Genomic DNA, 14,565 nt, shown 5'->3' on the forward strand with positions numbered 1-14,565 from the left:
CGTTTTTTACATTTTATTTCAGAACTTTTCTTTTTTTAAAAATAAAAGCGATTCAGCAGACACTGAATCGCTACGCTTGTCCATTAAGACAGGGTTCCACTTTTCTATTTCTCATAAGACCCATAGCCTGACCGATAAGCTGATGGCGTAATGGATTCATAGAGCTTAAATTTAGCATTGAAGTACGTCTGATGGCTATATCCTGTTAACTGGGCCACTTCCGCCAGTGTTAAATCCGTTTCTTTTAAGAGCCGTTTAGCTTCTCTTAAACGCACTTGGTGCAAAGTATCGCGGAACGTCTGGCCCGACTCGGCAGCAAAGCGGCGGCTAAGTGTGCTTTTATTGATGCCTAATGCTTCTGCGCATGCGGCTAAGCTCCAGCCTGCATCCCAATAGTTAGCTTCCATTAACTCTCTCGTCTTCTCTGCAAGCGAGCGCCTTCCTCCTTTTAATTTCCCGTGCTCCTGAAGAAGCAAGCGGTCAATGAAAGACAGGAAGGCTTCGATAATTTTATACATGACCGGCTCATGGATAATCTCTTGAAAGACAGTATGATAGCCGGCTTCCATAGAAGGGCTTTGGAGCTCATGGGACTTCATATGCCTGCGCACCTGCGCCAAAATACTCGTCAAACGAATGCGGATCATTTCCGGATCAGGATAAGGCGGAGCAACTGTCAGAAAAGCACTCTCCATCCAGTCGCGAATCACTTTTGATTCTCCCTTTTCCATCATTTCAACCCACTGCCGCTGTTCCAGCGGGGTTAAGAACGGATCTATTTCCCGGGAATTAGTTGTTCCCTCTCCCTCTAAAATAACATCGTAGCCTTCAAAGAAAATCTGTCTCGTCAGCTCGCGTGTTTTCTGATAGACCGCCTTGAACGTTTCCCCAGAGGACGCGGCTTGAATAACTATAGCAAGCGGTTCTTCCGTGCTCTCCTTCCATTCAGCAAAGAAAGCTTGATACTCCTCTTTACAAACCGCTTCCTCCCCCACCTCCTGTACACACAAAATAAAGCCGGACAAGGCGAATACCTGATGCCCGCCGCTGAAGGGATGATTCCGAAGCTGCTCATACACGAGCGGCAGCTTCGCTTGCTGCGGTGTTAGAAAAGCGGACATCATGATCGGTTGGGGAACTGGCCGATCCAATAAAAAAAGGGCGGGATAATCAACCAGGCTGCAGTCTTCCTTTGGGACGCCCGTCAAAGAGACCAGCTGGTTGCGCTGCTCATACCGCAGCTGCTGGATGCATTTAATCATGTCCAGCGGAGAGAAAGGGCGAAACAACACATCTTCTGCACGGTAACGCAGCGCCCGATAAGCGGTCTGGAAGATTCTCTCTGAGGAAATGCCGAGCCAGCGAACGCCTTTTTTTCTTAACGTTTCTCCAAGCTGCGACTGTTGATCGGTCCAGCTATCCATATTTAAAATAGCCAGAGCGGCAGGCTCTCTCTCTAAAGCCTCTTCAAACTCTTGAACTGTCTTCCATACAAGCAGCCGGACCCCGGTCAGATGAGACTCAATCATCCAGCGGATGCCTTGCGCTTCTAATTCATCCTTTGCTACTAAATGAATATTCATGATCCGTTCCTCTCCATTTTTAACGTTTTTCCTCCATGTTCTGGAACCAGTGTCCGTTAAAAAGCAAAATAATCGGCTTTATCCCTAAAAATATTATATAACGGAAAAGTCACAACTTGTCTGCGAAGCTAGTGTTCTTTCTTTTATTCCGTTCAAATTCTTTGCATTTTTCTTTATAATCAGTTTATTGGTCTTTTATTCCTTGCAGCAAGGATTGCAGGGACAGCTTGGTTACCACCAGCAAGTTTTATATAATGGGGGAAATGAGAAGATCGTTTCATCAAAAAAGAATGGAGGGTTTACAATGTTTCAAAAAATATGGCTGCTGATCGCCGTCTGCTTGCTGCTCCTGGCGGCTCCTGGATGCTCCGGCAGCAAGCAAACAGCTGATGACTCGGCTGCTGCTCCAAAGGAACGAGCAGAATTATTCATTTCTGCCGCCGCCAGCTTAACAGATGCGCTGGAGCAGCTGAAAACCTCGTATGAAAGTCAACATCCGGAGGTGACGTTAACTTTTAATTTCGGCGGTTCCGGCAAACTAGCCCAGCAAATTCAGCAAGGGGCTCCGGCGGATGTTTTTTTATCGGCCAGCCAGCAGGACATGAATACTCTGCAGGAGAAAAAGCTCATCCAAACAGATTCCCGGCAGGAGTTTGCCAAAAACACGCTCGTTCTGATTGCGAACAAAGACGATTCCCCTGATATTTCTTCCTTTGAGAAAATCGATCCCAAGCAAATTACACACCTGGCTGTCGGAGAGCCGGAAAGTGTACCCGCTGGAAGGTATACAAAAGAAACACTTGAACACCTTCAGTTATGGGAACCGCTTCAAAGCAAGCTAGTGCTGGGCTCTGATGTGCGCCAGGTGCTGACCTATGTGGAGTCAAACAATGCCGATCTGGGGATCGTCTATTCGAGTGATGCCCAAATGTCAGATAAAGTAAAAGTAATCGCCGAAGCCAAGCCGGAATGGCATGAACCGATCGTGTACCCTGGAGCTGTCGTCGCCAGCTCTGAACATCCACAGGCAGCACAAGCCTTTTTAGACTATCTCACCAGCGAGCAGGGGAAGAAAATATTAAAAACCTATGGATTTAACTAACGTGGGGCAGGAAAGGAGCGCGCCATGAGTACCTTGAGCTATACACCCTTGTTTTTATCATTAAAAGTGGCAGCCATCTCTACTTCCATTGTCTTTCTAGCCGGAGTGTTGTTCGCTTATCTTCTTGCCCGGCGGAATTTCTTTGGAAAGAGTTTTGTTGAATCGCTCTTTCTCCTTCCCCTCGTTCTGCCGCCAACAGTTGTCGGCTTTGGTTTGCTTGTTCTTTTTGGCAAAAACGGGCCGATCGGCAGCTGGCTTTTATCTTGGTTTGACGTCCAGGTTGTGTTTTCCTGGATCGGCGCGGTGATCGCTTCTGTTGTTGTTTCCTTCCCGCTGATGTACCAAAGCGCCGCCGCCTCTTTTGAAAGCCTCGATCCAAGGTTGGAAAATGCGGCCCGGACAATGGGCGCATCAGAATGGAAGGTATTTTGGACTGTTTCTTTTCCGCTGGCCTGGCCTGGGCTGCTCGCTGGCTTAGTGCTTTCTTTCGCCAGAGGACTGGGAGAATTCGGCGCTACTTTAATGCTGGCAGGCTATATTCCGGGAAAAACCGATACAATTCCGATGGCTATCTATTTCGCTGTGGAAGCGGGTCATATGGAAAAAGCAACCTTTTGGGTCATCATGATTGTTGCGCTCGGTTTCAGCACGATCATGTGGCTGAATTGGTGGACAAAGCGCAATGTCCGCCGCTTTGCGAAAGAAACGTAGGAGGAGAAGGACATGCTTGAAGTAAAAATCAAGAAAAAGCTGGCCCATTTTTCCTTGAATATCCAATGGCAGATGGAGGAGGAGATTTTTGTGCTGTTCGGTCCGTCCGGGTCGGGAAAAACAACGATATTGAACATCCTTGCCGGGCTGGACTCGCCTGATTCGGGCTCCATTCACTTAAATAGCCGCGTCTTTTTTGATGAACAGCAGGGAAGCCTTCCTCCCCAGCAAAGGAAGGTCGGCTACCTTTTTCAGGACTATGCTCTGTTCCCGCATATGACTGTGGAAAAAAATATCCATTATGGCGTCCCCAAAAAAGCAGAGGGCCGCTCAGCCCTGCTCATTGAGCAGCTGCTGGATGTTCTTGGAATTAGCCACCTGCTCAACAAGTACCCCCATCAAATTTCTGGGGGAGAAAAACAAAGAGTCGCGCTTGCCCGTGCATTGGCTACCGAGCCTTCTATTTTGCTGCTGGATGAGCCGCTTTCTGCTTTAGACCAGGAAACACGGATCGAGTGCCAAAATGAGCTGCTGCGTCTTCATGATCTATGGCGAATTCCATTTGTGATCGTCACACATGATCGGGACGAAGCGGAAAAGCTTGGAGATACGATTCTCTTTCTCGAAAAAGGACAGGTTCTTCCCGCTGATCAAGAGCAGGTTAGGGACAGAGACGAAACCGTCCGTCTGTAAAAATGAGTGTAGAATAGGAGTTTTCATCATGAAGCTTGATTTTGTCAAGGCTAGCCCTTCGCAAAATATGACAGTGTTAATCACCAACCAGCCGCCGGCAGCCCGGTATGCAGCTATTGCCAATACGGTGATGAGCTATGAGTATGCCCACGCGGAACAGGTTGGATTCCTTGTTTCTCCCAAAACAGCCGACGCTGTGCTTCGCTTGGAAATGTCAGGAGGAGAGTTTTGCGGCAATGCGGTGTTAACGGCCGCTGCTTACTGTCTTTATAAAGGAATAACAGCGAATGGCTGCTTTTTATTGGAATCTTCCGGTGCAAATCAGCCGCTGGCTTGTGAAGTAACGAAAAAGTCGTCTGCTTTCTTTGAAGCGAAAGCTGAAATGCCGGATCCGCTTTCGGTCGAAGCTTTAACGGTTCACGCAGACAGCCGGGCAGTTGACGGCCATCTCGTGCGCCTGGATGGAATCACCCACTTTCTGACCAGCTGCTGGCTGAACGAGGAGGAATTTGAGCCAGTTCTCAAACAGCTGATCGGAAACATTGACGACAAGGCGATCGGCATTATTCCATACCGGAAATTAACCGATGAAGCCTATGAAATCCGCCCATTCGTCTACGTAAAAGAAACCGGCAGCCAATTTTTCGAGCGGGCTTGCGGCTCCGGCACATTGGCTCTCGGCGTTTACTTGGGGAAAAAACGCCCATTGACAGTTCACCAGCCGGGCGGTGTCATTTACGTGGAAACGGGTGAAAAAAATTTTATTGCGACAACTGTGCGCTTCACTTGTGAAGGTGTCATAAACCTCGAGGAGCAGCCCTGAACCCCACTCCCATAAATTGCATCGGGCTCTTTATGATATTCCTCTCCTTCTGACCCATACTAATAAAGCGTGGATACGCATGTTAACTCTGTATTTGGAGGAGAAAAATGAGAAACAAAGCCAAAGACTTTCCCGATGATAATATGACTGGAGAAGGCGAAAAAGCCAGAGCAAAAGCGCGGTATGCATCCAAGCGGGCAAACGGAACAACGAATACACACCCGCAGGAACGAATGAAGGCATCCAGCGAAAGAACAAGAGAATCTTAAACCGGAAAGCAGGAGGTGCTCCCTCCTGCTTTCTTCGCTGGGCAGCATAAACTGGCAGCAGCCATTGCTAGCGATTCAGGTGGTCCTTTAAAACATCCTTCAGTTTTATAATGCCGGCTTCCATTTTTTCTATCTCCTCATAGGCATAGGATAGGCGGATGGACGGGCCGCTTTCATTGTAAATAAAGCCGGGATTAATCAGCACACCGCTGCTCAAGCATGCTTTAAACAATTGATACATATTGATTTTCTTTTTTAATGTCACCCATATGAAGAATCCCCCCGAAGCAGCGTGCCATGTAGCATATTCGCTTAAATGAAGCGCTAATGCCTGAAGAAGGAACGCCCTTCTTTCCCTCAAACGGCTCCTCACTTTCTGCAGATGCTGTTCGTACAAGCCCGACCGAAGCAGTTCCCTAATGAGAACTTGAGACAAATAACTGGAGCCGTAATCTGTCTGCATCCTCACATCACTGAGACGGTGAATGACATCTTCCGGGCCAGCGAGCCAGCCGATGCGCAATCCGGGGGCAATGGTTTTTGAAAAGCTGCCGACATATAAAACTTGTCCTGCCTGGTCGAATGTTTTCAGCGGAGCCGGGGCTGGTTCGTCTATCCATAAATCCCTGAAGATATCATCTTCGATTACAGGCAATTGAAAATAGCGGCATTTCTCCATTAGTTGCTGTCTCTGCTCTGTAGACATCGTTGTGCCTGTAGGATTTTGATAGGTCGGATTAACGTAGAGAGCTGATGCCCCTTTAGTTATTTTTTGCTGAAAAAGTTCTTTCATATCCAAGCCATTCTTAGTGACTGCAACGGGCTTTATCGTGATGTCGGCCGTGCGGAATAAATTAACGGAATGCAAATAGGAAGGGATCTCCAAAAAGACGGCAGATCCTTTTTTCAATATGCCGATAGTAATCAATGTCAACGCTTGCAAAGCTCCTGACACAATAAGAATACTTTCCGGGGCGATGGACAAGCCGTACTTTTCCATATGCTTGCTAATCTCAGCCCTCAATCCGCTGTCCCCAAGCCCGTTCCCGTAGCCGAAACCGTGCAGCTGCCCGGAAACCTTCGCCAGAGCTTCGGAAATTTCAGACTGAGGAAACAAATCAGGCCCGAGTTCGCCTTTGCTTAACTGGATCAAGTCCTTTCTGTTTTCGAGCTCATTAATCAATTGCACAGTATGGTTGCTTGGAGGCTGCAGCGACCACTGGGCCAAATCATCCCAATTTGGCGGGGAGATAGCAGCTGAAAGCGACCATTGATTATTGACGATATACACGCCGCTGCCTGCCCGCCCTTCAAGCAGGCCTTCCGCTTTTAATATTTCAATCGCTGTAACGACTGTACTCCGATTCACGTGAAATTGCTCGGCAATCGCCCGCTGAGTAGGTATCTTGCTGCCGACTACCCATTCCCCCTTCTCTATTTTCTCCCGGATCAAATGAACAATTTGCAAGTAGCGGGGCGTCTTTCCCAAATGACCGTCTCCTCCCTGTATGTGTTCGTGCTTTTGTTGGTTTTTTTTCTAATCAATTGGTTGGCGATTTCCATTATCGTTCCTTTTATTATAAGTTCACAAAGACTTTTAATAAATAAGAGAAATGAGGAGTACGATGAATTGGAAGACCGCTATCGCCTATAGTACGACCATTATCGTCTGGGGGTCCGCTTTCCCGGGAATTAAAATTGCGCTTCAGTCTTACAGCCCTGAACATCTTGCCTTGCTTCGGCTGCTTATCGGCGCAGTTGTGCTAGTCATTTTTGCTGTGATTAAAAAAATAAACATGCCTGAAAGAAAAGATCTGCCTGTTATTTTACTGCTCGGCTTTTTAGGGTTTACAGTTTATCACGGGGCTCTAAGTGCAGGGGAAGAAACCGTCAGCGCTGGAGCGGCAAGCTTGCTAATATCCGTGGCGCCTGTTTTCTCCGCCGTATTGGCAGCGATTTTCTTGAAGGAGCGGGTGTCTAAAGCTGGCTGGATCGGTTCGGCCATTGCCTTCTCGGGTGTGGCTCTTATTTCGCTTGGAAGCAGCCATTCGCTATCAGCAGTTGCGGCGGGCATCCTTTTGATCCTGGTGGCAGCGGCGGGGGAAAGCTGTTACTTCGTTTTTCAAGCAAAGTATTTAAATAAGTATGGATTTATTCCATTTACCATTTACACTATTTTAGCCGGAGCCTTGTTCATGCTGTTTTTCCTGCCGGGCACATGGGCGGAAATAAAGCAGGCCGCTCCCGCTTCAACCTATGCGGTCATCTACTTAGGGCTATTTCCAACCATTCTTCCTTATTTCGCTCTTGCTTACGTCATTTCAAAGGCAGGAGCTGCTGAAGCGACAAGCTCCCTTTATTTAACCCCTGCGGCCGCTTTAATTATTTCGTGGGCTGCCCTTGGAGAAGTCCCCTCTTGGCTTTCCTTGTTCGGAGGGATACTGACGCTGGTTGGTGTCAGCTTGCCGCTATGGGCGGAAAAAAGAAAGCAGCCCTTGCCAGTGACGTGTGAAAGCCTGGAAGGTGATCTATAGCCTAAAGAGCCGCCGCTAACGGCCTGAGAGCAGGAGCCGCTCCCCTGCTCTTCTATCTGTTGCCGTTCCGCCTATTCTCTGCTGAATAAATTATGTTTTCTTGAATATCTCCCTATAAAAACCTTTAACTGCACTCTTCATCGGCAAAACATACATCTAGCCATTGCCCCTCGCTTTCCTCTCTTTATTTCACTTTGGTGCGATTCTTGCATTGGAGCATATACGGCTCTTCGTGGAGCCGTATTTTAGGAGGGATAGTTTGTCGTCGAAAAAGAAAGTTCTCATAGCCGACTTATCATTGGTGGGCATCTCCATTGGCTGGGGGTACAGCTTTGTCCTGACAAAGGACTTGTTAAACGAAATGACCCCTTTATATTTTATTGGCACTAGATTTTTCCTTGCTGCGCTCCTTCTGTTGTTATTTAAATGGAAATCTATTAAGCGCCTTCCGAAGCAAGTATGGAAATATGGCATTTTTGCCGGAACTGCTTTATGGGGAGGGTTTGTCCTGCAGACTGTAGGAATTGAGCTGACCACTCCGGGCAAGGCCGGTGTCCTGACCGGAACGATGGTAGTCATTGTTCCATTCCTATATTTTTTCTGGTCAAAAACAGGGATTCAAAGAGGAGCCTTCTTAGGAAGCCTTCTTACCTTCTTCGGGCTTGCTATTCTTTCATGGGACGGCGGCTGGACAGGGATTAATACCGGAGATGTTTTAGTCTTCCTTTGCGCTTTCTTTTTCGCTGTGCACGTTCTGTTAGTGGATCGTGCTTATCAACGCGAGCGCTCCATTGACTCTCTGAGCTTTATCGCGGTTCAGCTGTTTATTGTCGGCCTGTTCAGCTTGCCGTTTGCCTTCTGGCTGGAGCCGTTCCCGTCCCCGCTTTCTGCTTACGGCTGGTACGCTTATACATTCGACTTATTGATTGGGACACTGCTTGCTTACATCGTGCAAATCAAAGCCCAGCAATACTCTCCGCCTACACACGTGAGCCTGCTGCTGTCGCTTGAATCGGTCTTTGCGTTCCTGCTGTCATGGCTTTTGTGGGGAGAGACATTAACGGTTAATACTGTAACCGGGATTGTATTTATTTTAGGAGGCATCTTTATTACCGAGGCGTTCGATCTGCTTCGCAAACCTAAAACATTAAGCAGCTTAAAAAACCGCTCTTCCTGCTGAAGGCACATAAAAAAAAGACGGCAGCCTGATATTGAGGCTGCCGTCTTCATCTGATTTTTTCACTTTTTACTTGCCTTCTTTATCAGCAATCATAAAGGTTGTAATGACGAAAATGCCGAAGCTTATTAATAAGATCGTTCCGCCAACGATGTAAAAGATTAAGGCGAACGTTTCATTGACGTTAAATGGTTTTAATGTATTGAGCCACATGCCGGCTGTTAAACCAATGGAACCGATCACGGCGGTCCAGCCATGGATAGATACTAATTTAGCTGATTTCACTGTGTAAATGCGGTAAAAAATTCCCCAAGCGAATATTGATAACCAGCCAACTACTAAAATGTGGGCGTGAATAGGGCGGAACTGGTAGCTGCCGGAACCTGCCATATGCGAACCTAATACGGCCCCTAATAAGCCAAAGATAGCTGCGAGCCGAATCAATCGCAGACTCCACTTTTTTTCCATATCTATAAACCTCCATATCCTGTCGTTTGATCTCTATGGAATAGATCTTATACTTTCAATATAAACTCTATATGAACTCCGTATTACAAATTCGGCAGCTTAATTGTAAACATCGTTCCTTCGTCCGGTGTACTTTTCACCTGGATTTCTCCCTTGTGCAGCTCAATGATTTGCTTAACGATCGACAACCCAAGCCCGGTTCCTTCTTTCGTGCGTGAAGCATCCGCCCGGTAAAAACGGTTAAACAGCTGTGCCTGCTCCGCTTTCGAGATGCCGATCCCTGTATCCTGCACAATAACTTCAATACCGTGTTCCGTTCGCTCCAGAGACACACGAATCTCGCCTTTTGGACGATTATATTTAATGGCGTTGGTTATCAAATTATCCCACACATTTTCAAATAGGGCTTCATCTCCCCGGTACATGGTCGGCTCCATTGTCAGGTGTAAGTGAATATGCTCCTCTTCAAGCCACCATCGATATTTATTAATACATGCCTTTAGCTGTTCATCCAGCCGGTAATCCTTAAATTTCACCGGGCGGGAAGACTGGTCAAGAGAGGTCAGAAGCAGCAGCTGGCGCGTCAGTCTCGACAATCGGCTTGTTTCCGATTGAATGATGGCTGCATAGTTCTTACGATCGTCATCAGAAAGGTGATCCGCTTTCAGCAGGCCGGCATACCCTTGAATATTCAATAAGGGAGATTGAAAGTCATGTGAAACGTTGCTAATAAATTCCTTGCGGATCTTATCATTTTCCTGAAGCTGTTCCATCATCGTCGTAAAGCTTGCCGCCAGTTGGCCGATCTCATCCTTCCGGTCAATATTCAGTTCCACGTCGTAGTTTTCACTGGCAATCCGCTTGGTGGCTCCCGTTAATTGGGTGATCGGCACGATCAGCATCTTTGCCACGAAAAGCATAGCGAGCAAGCTGAACAGCGCTGTTGCTATCACCATGCCGCCCATCATGGTATGAATCTCACTGAATAACAATTTAATATCGGGGCGCATAAACAAAGCGTATTGCTTGCTGCCATACTTGAACGGAACACCAATTGTATTCGACATCTCATTGGCGAAGAAGCCTGTTACGAATGTTTCACGCGGAAAATCCCGCATGCCGTGGTACACTTCCCCCTGCAACACGTTATCTATGGCTGATTTCTCCAGATTTTTCACACGGTATTTGCCGCCATAAAAAGCGGACTTGCCATTTTCATCGACAATATATAATTGGTAGCCGATCCCCCCAATTGTTGTTAAATATTCACGCAGATCCAGCGGCGGCGTTTGTTCAATATGATTCGTAATTGTCTTGGCAATTTCCACATTCTTTTGATCGTTGCGCTCTTTCATGACGCGGTGATAATACGTATTTGTCAGCAAAAAGCCGAACAAGGTGCTGAACAGCATGATTAAAGCTGTCATCAGCACAAATTTCCCGTACAGAGACTTCATGAAGCATGCACCTCTAATTTATAGCCGATTCCGCGGACAGTGACGATTTCAACATCCTTGGCAATTTTCGCAAGCCGCTCGCGAATCCGTTTAATATGGGTGTTTAATGTTTGCTCATCCCCCTCATAATCATACCCCCAGACGCTCTCCATAATAGCGGCGCGCTGAAACACTTGATTAGGCCGGGAAGCAAGCAGAGCAAGCACTTCAAATTCCTTTAACGGCATAATTAATGTATTCGAGCCTGCTGTCACCTCGAAGCTTTTGCGGTTAATTGTCACAGAGCCTACCTGCAAAATGGAATCCGCCGGCTTATCATAGCGCCTTAAAATGGCGGCGATGCGAAAGAGAAGCTCTTTCGGCTCAAAGGGCTTCACCATATAATCATCCGAACCGGCCAGAAAGCCCTGTTCCTTATCCTCGAGCTCTCCCTTTGCCGTCAGCAGCAAGACAGGAATGTCGTGATTTTCCCGTATCTTCTTCGTTAACTCAAAGCCGTCCATCCCAGGCATCATCACATCGACAATCGCTAAGTCGGGAAATTCCGTTTGCAAAACACCAAGTGCTTGTATTCCGTTACTGGCTTTCGTCACGTGATAACCTGCATAGGTTAAATGAATGCTTACAAGCTCCAATATATGTTTATCATCATCTACCACTAAGATTTTCCTCATATCCAGCCGCCTCATTTCTTCACTATTTTCTTTCATTTTAGCGAAAAAGCGGACGAATTCAAAAAAGAGAAGCCGCAAAAAAAGCCGGACAATATGTCCTGGCTTTGTTTACGCTTTTTTGATTTCCTTGTTTATCTCCACCCGCTCATTCCCCATGAACAAAATGGTTATGGCAGACAAAGCAATAGGAATGAGAGCTAGCATGAAAATGAACGCAATGGAATCCGACATGGCCAAAACAATTTTATCCAAAATAAATTCCGGAATATTGGCACGCTGACCGGCTTCAAACAGCTGCTGCGGGTCCTTCATTTCAAAGCCCGGACCGCCAGCCTGAGCGCCTCCGCCCATTCCCTTAAACGCGTCGGCCAATTTGTCTGTAAACACATTTTGCTGGATAATTCCAAAGACCGTTACTCCAAGCGTCATGCCCAATGAACGCAAAAAAGAATTTGTTGAATTGGCTGACCCCCGGTAACGCGGGTCCAAATTGTGAATGGATGCCGTCGGCAGCAAGGAAAAAGAAAAGCCCATGCCGAAGCCGGCGATGATCATGTAAATCGTCAGTGTCCAGCGCGCCGTGTCGGGAGTCATATTTCCAAGCAAGAACATGCCGATGAAATAAGAAATAACAGAAATGACCATTAAATTCCGATAGCTCGTTTTCGTTTGAAAAATCCCGCCCATCGCACTGCCGGCAACAGAGCCAAGCATCATCGGCGTTAAAATCAAGCCTGCATTCTTTGCCGAGCCTCCGTAAACCGCCTGCACAAAAATCGGGATAAATACGGCTAGAATAATAAATGTGCCGCCATATAAGAAGGCAAGAATTTGCGACGTAGCAAACAGCCGCCGTTTAAACATCCAAAATGAAATAATCGGCTCCTGCGCCTTTGTTTCTGCCCATAAAAAGCTAATAAAAAAGACTAAAAACCCGGCAAATAAACCGAGAATCTGCATGGAGCTCCATGAATACTCCTTGCCTCCAAGCTCCAGAGCAAACATGAGGCAGACGACAGCAGCTACAAGCGTAATCGCTCCAGCCCAGTCAATGCGCTGCTTTTGGTGCTGAGTAGACTCGTGATAATATTTAATAATGAAAAAGACGGAAACCAGCCCAATCGGCACATTAATGTAGAAAACCCAATGCCAGCTGAACCAATCGGTAATATATGCACCTAACAGCGGTCCCAGCACACTGGACGTCCCAAACACGGCGCCGAGCAAGCCGGTCATTTTCCCGCGTTTCTCGGGCGGGAAAATATCGAACACAATCGTGAACGCAATCGGCATCAACGCTCCCCCGCCAACTCCCTGAATAGCACGGTAAATAATCAGCTGCTCCATACTCTGGGCGATGCCGCACAGGGCCGAGCCGATCAAAAAGATCGCTAATCCAAAAATAAAAAAGCGCTTCCGGCCGTACATATCAGACAGCTTCCCGAAAATAGGCATTCCGGCCATAACAGTAACCATATAAGCTGATGTTACCCAGACAAATTTTTCGAATCCGCCCAAATCAGCTACAATCGTGCCCATAGCAGTCGCCACAATTGTATTATCCATCGCTGCCATCAAAATGCCGAGAAGAAGGCCTGCCACGACAAACTTTAAATTGCTGTCTTCATTAACCATCCTGCACCTCCAAACATGATTTTGAATGATATTGTACCACTAAAAGAATGGCTGGAAATACTATTTTTTATCTTCTTTTATCATTTTTAACAGCGAATCAAAAGACCGCTTGTACAAACACCTATATCCCGGATGCAATGAAAAAACGGCTGGCCCATTGGCAAATGGCCAGCCGTTTTTCTGTTCATGCTTTCAGTGATTCTGTTTTAAACCGGACGGACAGTAATTTCGTTGACATTGACGTAATCCGGCTGGGCGGCTGCATAGGTGACTGCTTTAGCAATATCAGCGGCTTCCAGCTTTTTGCGGTCGTTGCTCCGGCTGCTGGCGCTGCTTAAAGGTGTGTCGACCATGCCAGGAGAAATATTCGTTACACGAACGCCAGTCCGGGCCAGCTCTTTTTCCAGCCCTGTGGAAATGGCGCGGACAGCATATTTAGTGGCACTGTAGACGGTGCTCATCTTTGTTACTTCGAGCCCGGAGACGGAAGCAATGTTAATGATATGGCCGCTCGACCGGTCAAGCATGGACGGCAGCACCGCATGAATGCCATACAGCACCCCTTTAATATTCACATCAATCATTTGCTCCCATTCCTCCACTTTCCCTGAACGAACGGTCGCTGAAAGCATTTGGCCAGCATTGTTCACAAAGATATCCACATGTTCAAAGGCAGCTTTTGCTTTTTGGACCAGCTGCTCCACGTCCGCCTTATTTGTCATGTCTGTTTGAACAGCAAGGGCCTTGGCTGTTCCCATTTGATTTATTTCACTTGCCAACTCTTCCAGCTTTTCTGCACGGCGGGCCGCCAAAACGACGTTGACCCCTTCACCTGCCAGTTCTTTAGCAATGGCCAGGCCGATTCCGCTGCTCGCTCCTGTGATAATAGCTGTCTTTCCTTGTAATTCATTCATCTCCAATGCCTCCCTTTGCAGCTTTATGACTAGTATTTCTGACGGCAGATAACGAGCTTACTCCTATTTTTCAGCTTTAATTGGTCAGGAGCAGCTAACTCATCCATCGTTAGCTCCTTCACCTCTGCCGCCTCTAGTTCCTCTTCCCCTGCCCACGCTGTGTAAAACTCCACTATAAAGCTTTTGTCCAGCGCCGCTTTTAAATAATGGAATAACGTTTTCAGACACTTTCTATCAAGTTCATTGATGTGGTCCTTATTCACTCCAAAATCCCCCAAATGCGCCATAACCTCATATTGATAAGGGTAAGACAAATTCGGAACGGTGCCGTCCTGGAGCTTTTCAATAGTGATGGATGCTTCATCAACAGCTGTCTCAAACGTATAGTTTCCTTTGTTAGACAGCTTCTTCACCTCGCCGAACGTGCCTGTATCTAAAGGCTGTTTGGCAGATAGATAGTAGAATTGCGTCATTTTTTTCACCCATTCCTTAGCTATTAGTCAACAATCAGGCTCTATGAAAGAC

15 protein-coding genes are annotated in these 14,565 nt (G+C 47.1%); 7 read left to right on the forward strand and 8 right to left on the reverse strand.

Annotation, left to right across the window (positions count from 1 at the left end; translation table 11 throughout):
• Positions 1-104: 104 nt before the first annotated feature.
• Positions 105-1,583, reverse strand: coding sequence for a helix-turn-helix transcriptional regulator (locus BBA02S_RS04305; protein ID WP_041100514.1), 1,479 nt, complete (start codon positions 1,581-1,583; stop codon positions 105-107).
• 304 nt (positions 1,584-1,887) lie between these two features.
• Here BBA02S_RS04305 and modA point away from each other — a divergent pair, with 304 nt between their 5' ends.
• From modA to sspK, 5 genes are all read left to right on the forward strand, one after another.
• Positions 1,888-2,685, forward strand: a complete 798-nt coding sequence (gene modA / locus BBA02S_RS04310; protein WP_041113914.1) for a molybdate ABC transporter substrate-binding protein — start codon at positions 1,888-1,890, stop codon at positions 2,683-2,685.
• Positions 2,686-2,709: 24 nt separating this feature from the next.
• Positions 2,710-3,396 carry a molybdate ABC transporter permease subunit gene (gene modB, locus BBA02S_RS04315; protein WP_041100512.1) on the forward strand — a complete coding sequence of 229 codons (687 nt, stop codon included), beginning with the start codon at positions 2,710-2,712 and terminating at the stop codon, positions 3,394-3,396.
• A gap of 12 nt (positions 3,397-3,408) precedes the next feature.
• Entirely contained in the window at positions 3,409-4,089 is a 681-nt protein-coding gene (locus BBA02S_RS04320; RefSeq protein ID WP_041113915.1) for an ATP-binding cassette domain-containing protein, read from the forward strand.
• Between the two features lie 28 nt (positions 4,090-4,117).
• On the forward strand, positions 4,118-4,912 hold the full coding sequence (locus BBA02S_RS04325; RefSeq protein ID WP_041113916.1) for a histidine racemase CntK family protein: 795 nt from the start codon (positions 4,118-4,120) through the stop codon (positions 4,910-4,912).
• A gap of 107 nt (positions 4,913-5,019) precedes the next feature.
• On the forward strand, positions 5,020-5,181 hold the full coding sequence (gene sspK / locus BBA02S_RS04330; RefSeq protein ID WP_041100506.1) for a small, acid-soluble spore protein K: 162 nt from the start codon (positions 5,020-5,022) through the stop codon (positions 5,179-5,181).
• Between the two features lie 67 nt (positions 5,182-5,248).
• Here sspK and BBA02S_RS04335 read toward each other — a convergent pair whose 3' ends face one another.
• Complete coding sequence (locus tag BBA02S_RS04335) at positions 5,249-6,670, reverse strand: aminotransferase-like domain-containing protein (RefSeq protein ID WP_052475290.1); 1,422 nt, start codon at positions 6,668-6,670, stop codon at positions 5,249-5,251.
• Between the two features lie 136 nt (positions 6,671-6,806).
• Here BBA02S_RS04335 and BBA02S_RS04340 point away from each other — a divergent pair, with 136 nt between their 5' ends.
• Complete coding sequence (locus tag BBA02S_RS04340) at positions 6,807-7,715, forward strand: DMT family transporter (RefSeq protein ID WP_041100493.1); 909 nt, start codon at positions 6,807-6,809, stop codon at positions 7,713-7,715.
• 259 nt (positions 7,716-7,974) lie between these two features.
• Complete coding sequence (locus BBA02S_RS04345) at positions 7,975-8,895, forward strand: DMT family transporter (protein WP_041100491.1); 921 nt, start codon at positions 7,975-7,977, stop codon at positions 8,893-8,895.
• A gap of 66 nt (positions 8,896-8,961) precedes the next feature.
• On the opposite strand, the gene BBA02S_RS04350 is transcribed toward BBA02S_RS04345, so the two are convergent.
• The 6 genes from BBA02S_RS04350 to BBA02S_RS21230 all read right to left on the reverse strand — a co-directional run bounded on the left by BBA02S_RS04350 (position 8,962) and on the right by BBA02S_RS21230 (position 14,513).
• The gene (locus tag BBA02S_RS04350; protein WP_041100489.1) at positions 8,962-9,360 is read right to left on the reverse strand and encodes a hypothetical protein; all 399 of its coding nucleotides are present in this window, start codon (positions 9,358-9,360) and stop codon (positions 8,962-8,964) included.
• A gap of 83 nt (positions 9,361-9,443) precedes the next feature.
• Entirely contained in the window at positions 9,444-10,817 is a 1,374-nt protein-coding gene (locus BBA02S_RS04355) for a HAMP domain-containing sensor histidine kinase (protein ID WP_041113917.1), read from the reverse strand.
• A complete protein-coding gene (locus BBA02S_RS04360; RefSeq protein WP_041100756.1) occupies positions 10,814-11,491 on the reverse strand; it encodes a response regulator transcription factor in 678 nt (225 codons plus the stop codon). Before BBA02S_RS04360 ends, BBA02S_RS04355 begins: the two co-directional genes overlap by 4 nt.
• A gap of 108 nt (positions 11,492-11,599) precedes the next feature.
• The gene (locus tag BBA02S_RS04365; RefSeq protein WP_041100485.1) at positions 11,600-13,126 is read right to left on the reverse strand and encodes an MDR family MFS transporter; all 1,527 of its coding nucleotides are present in this window, start codon (positions 13,124-13,126) and stop codon (positions 11,600-11,602) included.
• Between the two features lie 206 nt (positions 13,127-13,332).
• Positions 13,333-14,040: an SDR family oxidoreductase gene (locus BBA02S_RS04370; protein ID WP_041100483.1), complete on the reverse strand. Its 708-nt coding sequence runs from the start codon at positions 14,038-14,040 to the stop codon at positions 13,333-13,335.
• Between the two features lie 29 nt (positions 14,041-14,069).
• Positions 14,070-14,513 carry a hypothetical protein gene (locus BBA02S_RS21230; RefSeq protein ID WP_041100481.1) on the reverse strand — a complete coding sequence of 148 codons (444 nt, stop codon included), beginning with the start codon at positions 14,511-14,513 and terminating at the stop codon, positions 14,070-14,072.
• Positions 14,514-14,565: the final 52 nt, after the last annotated feature.

Source organism: Bacillus badius NBRC 15713 (genome assembly GCF_001591605.1).
Lineage (GTDB): Bacteria > Bacillota > Bacilli > Bacillales > Domibacillaceae > Pseudobacillus > Pseudobacillus badius.